The sequence below is a fragment of the Streptococcus raffinosi genome (assembly GCF_030284685.1).
GTDB lineage: Bacteria > Bacillota > Bacilli > Lactobacillales > Streptococcaceae > Streptococcus > Streptococcus raffinosi.
On the sequence record NZ_JASUZV010000015.1, the window covers coordinates 38,051 to 44,388 of the forward strand.

Here is a 6,338-nt window from a genome sequence, read left to right on the forward strand (position 1 = left end):
CTTATGCTACAATTGGTACTAACTGAGGTGTTTACATGAATCAATATCAAAAGACGACTGAGAAAAAGAAGCAAGCGATTATTCAAGCAGCTTTGCATCTATTCAAAGAAAAAGGTTTTAAGGAAACGAGTATAAAATCTATTGCAGAGGTAGCAGAAGTATCACCTGTTTCTATCTACAATTATTTTGGGAGCAAAGATAATTTGGTGGCTCTCTGTGTTAATGACTTGTTTGAAGAAATAACCCAGCAAGCCGAGGATATTTTAAAAAGTAATCTAGCTTTTAATACAAAATTAGACCAGGCTTTAGACCTATGTCAGGAGAAAATGAGTCAGCAAATCTCGGACTATTTTCAAGATAAAACGGTGAGAGATCCCGCTTTCTCAAGTCTCCTAACGAAAGCAATCACTGCAAAAAAACGTGACATCTATCGTGCTTATATTCATCTCGGAAAAGCAGAGGGCCTTATTGCTGAAGACCTATCGACAGAGCTTATCTTAAATGTTATGGATGCTCTCAATAGTGTGGGAAATCAGTTAGCCCATAGTGATAATTTAGAAACAGATGTTAAGCAAATCCATCAGATCTTTTTGTACGGTATTTTAGGAAAAAAGAAATAATGATTTTCCTAATTCTATTATTGTTCACAGCTAGCAACATCCCATCCCAATCAGTTGTATATTCTCATGCATGGGTGTAAAATCTACATATAAAGATAAAGAGGAGTAGGTTATGGACTTAAAAGATTTTACAGAACAAGAACAAAAGCAAATCGAGAAAGGCTTGAGCACAGCTGAGATTTCTAACAAGGAAGCTGCTAAGAAGTTGCTTGACTTGGTACCGCAAGAATGGCTTAAACGCATTCCTTTCTTTGTCAGAGGGCATGCGACGACTAAGACAGTTGAGCGTGTAGCCAAGCAATATCCTGAACTTTATGCTGTGGCTAAGCGCCAAGGGGACCTTCCTGAAAAAGAGAGAGAAGAGTTACGTAGGATTATGACAGACATCTTTGAAGAAAAGATGAACAAACACAAAATTAAATAAGATTTTTGAAGACAATGTGTTTATTTCTACAATTACGAATCAACTTTCCATAAAAAAGAGATACTGTCAATTTTACCATCCCGTTACGGAGAAAAATGAGCAAATTTATTTCAAAACAATCAGTCGCTATCTGGTATGCACTGACCGCCCTCTTTGCTACATATATAGTAGGGCAAGTTATCCTATGGTGTTTCCCAGACAGGAGTAGTCTGGGTGCCTCACTACTGTTTATCCTAATGAACTGTGTTCCCCTGATTATGGCGGCTGTCTTTTCTCTTGTGTTGAGTGAAGTCAAATCCTTGGGTGAATTCTTCAAAAAGGTATTTCTTCAAAAAGAAAGTCTCCTGTCCTGGATTCTAGCTCTCTTCATTCCAGTCATCTACTATGGAATCTCATTCTTTCTCAGGAATGTTAGCTTTACTGGGAACACCCTCTTGACCTTCTTACTATATTTTCCCTGGACATTTTTATATGGGGGGCTGGAAGAAGTAGGTTGGCGTTGGTTTTTACAAGAACATCTTTACTTTAGTAAGCACTTTATAACTAAAATGATGGTTCTTTCCATTGTCTGGTTCCTCTGGCATATCCCTATCTATCAACTCCCTTGGATTACAGCAGGTTCCTCCAACTATCTTATTTTTTACCTGATGATTTTAGGAAATACTTTTCTATTTGGAGCTCTCAAGGAGTACTCGAAAGGAGCTGTTCCTTGTATCCTCGCTCATATGCTGATCGATAGTCTAGCTGTTCTCATGCTGGTTCAGAGCTCTCTTACTCAGATTATCCTTCTGGTTATTTTCGAAATCCTACTAGCCTCTTGGCTGGTGGCGGTACGAAAATCATAGAAATAGAGTTGAACCTCCCACTGAATTTCGGTGGGAGCTTTTCTTTCCTATCTGTTGATATAATGACACAGTTTCATTTTTAGGAGGTGACTCGTTTGGCCAAGGATACATTTCATCATCAAAAGGCTGAAAAAGAGAGAGAAGAGTTACGTAAGATTATGACAGCTATTTTTGAAGAAAAGATGAATAAACACAAAATTAAGTAAAGATAAGAAAGAGGTATAAGTCTGTAAACTTATACCTCTTTCTTATCTTTACTTCCTATTTGACTTGGATAGACTAATGGCAACCATTGTCGAACACAGGAAAAATGCAGCTAGCAAACCTTTTGTAGTGGTAGTCATAAAAGGTTTATCGAAGATATAATAATTATATAAAGACAAACCGAGTCCAATAAGAGTTACAATAATTGATATAACAAATAGCGTCAACCATAATCGTCTTTGAGTCATCATCAATCTCCTGTTTGTATCCGTTTTCTTTCTGTCTATAGTATAACATAAAAAAACCTTAGCTAAATCTCAGAGAGTGGTTTGGCTAAGGTATCTGATATTATTTTGTCAAGACAATGGTATCATTTGGATCACGGTCATCATCTTCAATAGTCAGTTTATTACCGTCGAGTTTATAGTATTTGAGATCATCCCCAATCGTTAGACTTTGATTGTCAGGGTTAACTGTTACAGACTTGCTTTCCTTCTCGCCATCTGCTTCGCCCTCTTCCCAAGTTCCAGTATTTCCAGAGATGGTAAGAGTAATACTATTATCTTCATCGGTCCCTTTGTAGGTGCCATCTAGCCCTTCAGTCTGTTTAGAAGCTTCAGAACTTTGTGAAGATGAAGATACACTTGAACTTTGTTGGGTGCTAGCAGAGCTATTAGATGTTTGAGTTTTCTGGTTTGAGCAGGCTACTAAAAGACCAAGAACTGCCATAGAGGTAAGAGAAAGTGTGAGTTTTTTGGACAATGTCATAGGCTTGTCTCCTTTCTTTGATAACTCAAGTATAGCAAACGTTTTCAAACGAACCAAGTAAAATCTCCTTTCTGAAAATGTTTGGACTATTTTTGAAAGTTAAACCGATACTGACTTGGAGGATGGTCTATGCTCCCCATTTAAACTATGCTATACTGTTAAGAAAGCAATAAAGGAAGGCTCCTAATGACAACAATTAATCCACGTCGCCAGTGCGAGCGACTTTGGGCAGCAAATAAATATCTGGTGCTCAGCCATTCCAACAAGATTTACCTAGAAATCCGTAACTATCTAAAGCAAGATGAGGTTCGTTTGGATCAGGTTCAGGCCTACATTGATCAAGCCCTAGCCCTTCCTGAAAATCCAGGTCAGGTCGTTAATGCCTTCCAACATATCTGGGGCTATTTTAAGAAAAAAGCAACTGCCAGTGAGAAGGAGATGTTTATGGCCCAATTGGATAGCTATGCGGCAGGTCGTATTCCCCAGATTCATTTGGTGACATCCGTCAGAGAGCTCCTCACCAAGTACCCTAATCGCTATCTTGAGGAGTCAACTCTGATTAATGGAGGTAGCAAATGAGACTATGGCATCAAGTCTTGATTTCAAAACTACCCCGTCAGCAATTATTAGGACAACACCGAGAATGTTGTGCCCTTCGTGGCAAGGGATGGCAACGTAAACACGCTACGGTCAATTATGTTTTTGACTATTCCCCCTACCGCTTGTTTAAATACCATGAGCTCATTATGCAAGAAATGACAGAACGGGGCTATCGTGTCAGCCCCGAATGGTTTGAAAAAGAGTATCGAGGAAAGCAACTGCCAGCCTACGACAGGCTTGAAGAGGAAGAATTACCGACTATTATTTATCCAGAGCATAATGCTATCTATTTACAGGAATGTCTGGATAATCTGAAGCAAAAAGGCATCATTATTTAAAGGAGAAAAAAGATGGATTTATTTTATTGGTTAACGGTTCTTAGGAAGAAATCAGAAGGTCTAGTCATGCGTATTTCGACAGCAGATGAGGTGAACTACGAGACGATTTCAGACCCAAGTGAAAGTGACATCTGGGATGCTCTTGTGAAACTTCCTGTATCCTATGATAGTCTTTATTTTACCTATGGTGATAAAGAGTCCCAACTTTTTATATTTGTAGAGTACGAGAATGACAAATATCGCTTAGAACACGACACAGCAGACTTAGATACTGGTATGACTAATGTGGCTCGTGTTTCTCAGGACCTGGCTAGAGATATACTCTACCATTTTGCTAGAGAGCATACCGTCGAGATTGATGAGCATTGGGAGCAAGAGAAGGTAAGGTAGTCTGATGGCATCCCTTACTCTAGAAAGCAGACGCAGACGACGAAAAGCCTTGTGGCTAATCATTGAAATCATTTGCCTCGTTCATGTTGCAATCATTGTCCCTCGTGACCGGGTATTTACTCCCGAAAAATGGGCCCATACCTCAGATTCCATGCGTCACAAGTTGATGTGGAGTTTTCAACGCCAGTATCAGCTTGAAGGAATGGTGCGAAAAGAAGTGGAGAAGCTTTTGGGCCAGGGGGATGATGTTCAAGGAAGTGTTGAGTACAAGCTGGCCGACGATTGGATTGGTGGCTGGAGCGTTTACCATATTGAGTATAAGCAGGACCGTGTGATTCGTGCCAAAGAAACCTGGCAAGACTGGTAAGAAATGGCTTTCTTATTTTCTTAAAAATAGTATAATCAAGGCGTCAAGGTAATCGTTTTCAAAAGGTCAAAACTGTCTTTTGACTCGAAAAGGAGGACAAACTCATGAACTTGTTTATGTCTAAACTGGTGAACGGTATTTTGGAACTGATCATCGTCTCTTTCATTCCTTTTATGACTTGGTTGATTTGGAGGAGGAAAAAGGTCGGCTTCTTTGACTGGATTGGTTTAAAGAAGGTTCAGACAAAAAATATCAGTCAGCTACTCCAAATTATCTTGGGTATGGCCTTAGTTTTCCTTCTTTTTTCGGTAGTGCTTTTCAGTTGGTTTGACCCTAGCAAAACAGCTACAGCAGATTTTTCTGGAAAGGGAATCGGAGCTCTCCCTGCCATCCTAGCCTACGCTATCTTAGGGACTGCTTTGCCAGAAGAAATATTCTTTAGAGGTTTTCTCTTGAAAAGGTTGCAAGGTAAACTGGGATTTCTAGGAGCAAATCTCATCCAGTCATTATTATTTGGTCTGATTCATGCGCTTATGTTTATCCAACTAATAGGCTTTCTAAAAGCTGTTATGATTTTTGCTTTTATCAGTCTCATAGCTTACGTCTTTGGTGCTATCAATGAGAAAAAAGCAGGTGGCTCTATTCTTCCAAGTGTCTTTATCCACGCTTTTGCAAATACTGCTGCAGGTCTCTGCTTAGCGATATCACTCATTTAGAGGAGTAGGAATGAGCCTATGAGAGCAGATGATTATCTGATACTGCTCATCACTTTTATTTCTTTTAAACTGTGAACTAGCTTGAGCATTAAGAAAATATGAGAGAATTTCCAGTTCTTACTCGCTTTTTTCCCCTGATTACAGTACAATAGACCTCAAAAGTGAAAATTTGAAACGAGGTATTCCCTATGTGGAAATGGTTTAAACGACTCATTGTCCTCGTCATTGTGCTCTTTATTGCAATGGCGGCCCTTCTCATTCCGGACAAGATTGACAGTCAAGACCAATTAAAAAATGTATCAACACAAACGACTTTAGCTGACCTAGCTAAAGCAGGTATTGGAGGGGCGTCCCTATCATCAGGCGGTCTTTCTACCGAAATTAATCTCGATAGTAACCAACTGCGTCAGGTGCTTAAAGCAAGCCTTTCGGATTCTAAGGACGAGACACTACAAAATAGCACCGTAGCTCTGGGAGATTCCTATCTGACAGTCAAGGTACCGGTTTCCATTGGCCCAGTAGAATCAACATTTAGCCTTGATTTTACAGTTAGTACGAACAAGGAAGTCATCCTACTAGACTTGGCAGGTGCTCACCTAGGTCGCCTTCCAGTCCCTAAATCACTGGTTTTACCTTACCTCAAGAAGAGCATCGCTCAATCTAATAGTGGTATTCGCATGGTTAACGATCAGATTCAGCTTAAACTCCCTGACATCGGCTACGAGATTGACCAAGCCTCAGTTGCTAACGGTAAGATGAAAGTCAAACTCAACATTCCAATTTCCTTGCCAACCAGTTGGTAATTTACAATCATTTGTTCAAAAATAAAATCCAAGACCAAGTCCAGGCTGACTTGGTTTTTTGCATGCGCAAATATGTTAAAGGGAGTAGTACTTGTATTCTCCCTAGGTTTCGGAAGGAGATGAATTTTTGTACTCTCAAGATTTAAGTAACTGTACAGTTTGATTCAACTTAAAAAGCCAGTTCAACTGATATAGTCCTACTTAAGTAGACAGTAAAAATACATAAAGTACTGTTTACGAAAGTAGGATTTTTATTATGTCTA

Annotated in this window: 11 protein-coding genes; 9 read left to right on the forward strand and 2 right to left on the reverse strand. The window is 39.5% G+C overall.

Annotated features, from left to right (window positions below):
* The first annotated feature begins 35 nt into the window (after positions 1 to 35).
* The 3 genes from QRD39_RS09280 to QRD39_RS09290 all read left to right on the forward strand — a co-directional run bounded on the left by QRD39_RS09280 (position 36) and on the right by QRD39_RS09290 (position 1,889).
* On the forward strand, positions 36 to 620 hold the full coding sequence (locus tag QRD39_RS09280; protein WP_285956317.1) for a TetR/AcrR family transcriptional regulator: 585 nt from the start codon (positions 36 to 38) through the stop codon (positions 618 to 620).
* 112 nt (positions 621 to 732) lie between these two features.
* Positions 733 to 1,044, forward strand: coding sequence for a hypothetical protein (locus QRD39_RS09285; protein WP_285956318.1), 312 nt, complete (start codon positions 733 to 735; stop codon positions 1,042 to 1,044).
* A gap of 95 nt (positions 1,045 to 1,139) precedes the next feature.
* Positions 1,140 to 1,889 (forward strand): CPBP family glutamic-type intramembrane protease, encoded by a 750-nt coding sequence (locus QRD39_RS09290; RefSeq protein WP_285956319.1) that lies wholly within the window; start codon positions 1,140 to 1,142, stop codon positions 1,887 to 1,889.
* Positions 1,890 to 2,143: 254 nt separating this feature from the next.
* Here QRD39_RS09290 and QRD39_RS09295 read toward each other — a convergent pair whose 3' ends face one another.
* Complete coding sequence (locus tag QRD39_RS09295) at positions 2,144 to 2,341, reverse strand: bacteriocin immunity protein (RefSeq protein WP_285956320.1); 198 nt, start codon at positions 2,339 to 2,341, stop codon at positions 2,144 to 2,146.
* Positions 2,342 to 2,441: 100 nt separating this feature from the next.
* Positions 2,442 to 2,861, reverse strand: a complete 420-nt coding sequence (locus QRD39_RS09300; protein WP_285956321.1) for an SP_0198 family lipoprotein — start codon at positions 2,859 to 2,861, stop codon at positions 2,442 to 2,444.
* A gap of 186 nt (positions 2,862 to 3,047) precedes the next feature.
* On the opposite strand from QRD39_RS09300, the gene QRD39_RS09305 reads away from it, so the two are divergent.
* The 6 genes from QRD39_RS09305 (at position 3,048) to QRD39_RS09330 (ending at position 6,075) form a co-directional block, all read left to right on the forward strand.
* Entirely contained in the window at positions 3,048 to 3,440 is a 393-nt protein-coding gene (locus QRD39_RS09305) for a YbgA family protein (protein WP_285956322.1), read from the forward strand.
* Positions 3,437 to 3,799 (forward strand): TIGR02328 family protein, encoded by a 363-nt coding sequence (locus tag QRD39_RS09310; RefSeq protein WP_285956323.1) that lies wholly within the window; start codon positions 3,437 to 3,439, stop codon positions 3,797 to 3,799. The genes QRD39_RS09305 and QRD39_RS09310 overlap by 4 nt, the downstream gene beginning before the upstream one ends.
* A 12-nt stretch (positions 3,800 to 3,811) precedes the next feature.
* On the forward strand, positions 3,812 to 4,189 hold the full coding sequence (locus QRD39_RS09315) for a hypothetical protein (RefSeq protein ID WP_285956324.1): 378 nt from the start codon (positions 3,812 to 3,814) through the stop codon (positions 4,187 to 4,189).
* A 4-nt stretch (positions 4,190 to 4,193) separates the two neighbouring features.
* Positions 4,194 to 4,556 carry a hypothetical protein gene (locus QRD39_RS09320; protein WP_285956325.1) on the forward strand — a complete coding sequence of 121 codons (363 nt, stop codon included), beginning with the start codon at positions 4,194 to 4,196 and terminating at the stop codon, positions 4,554 to 4,556.
* 104 nt (positions 4,557 to 4,660) lie between these two features.
* Positions 4,661 to 5,272 (forward strand): CPBP family intramembrane glutamic endopeptidase, encoded by a 612-nt coding sequence (locus QRD39_RS09325; RefSeq protein ID WP_285956326.1) that lies wholly within the window; start codon positions 4,661 to 4,663, stop codon positions 5,270 to 5,272.
* Between the two features lie 188 nt (positions 5,273 to 5,460).
* Entirely contained in the window at positions 5,461 to 6,075 is a 615-nt protein-coding gene (locus QRD39_RS09330) for a DUF2140 domain-containing protein (protein ID WP_285956327.1), read from the forward strand.
* Positions 6,076 to 6,338 lie beyond the last annotated feature (263 nt).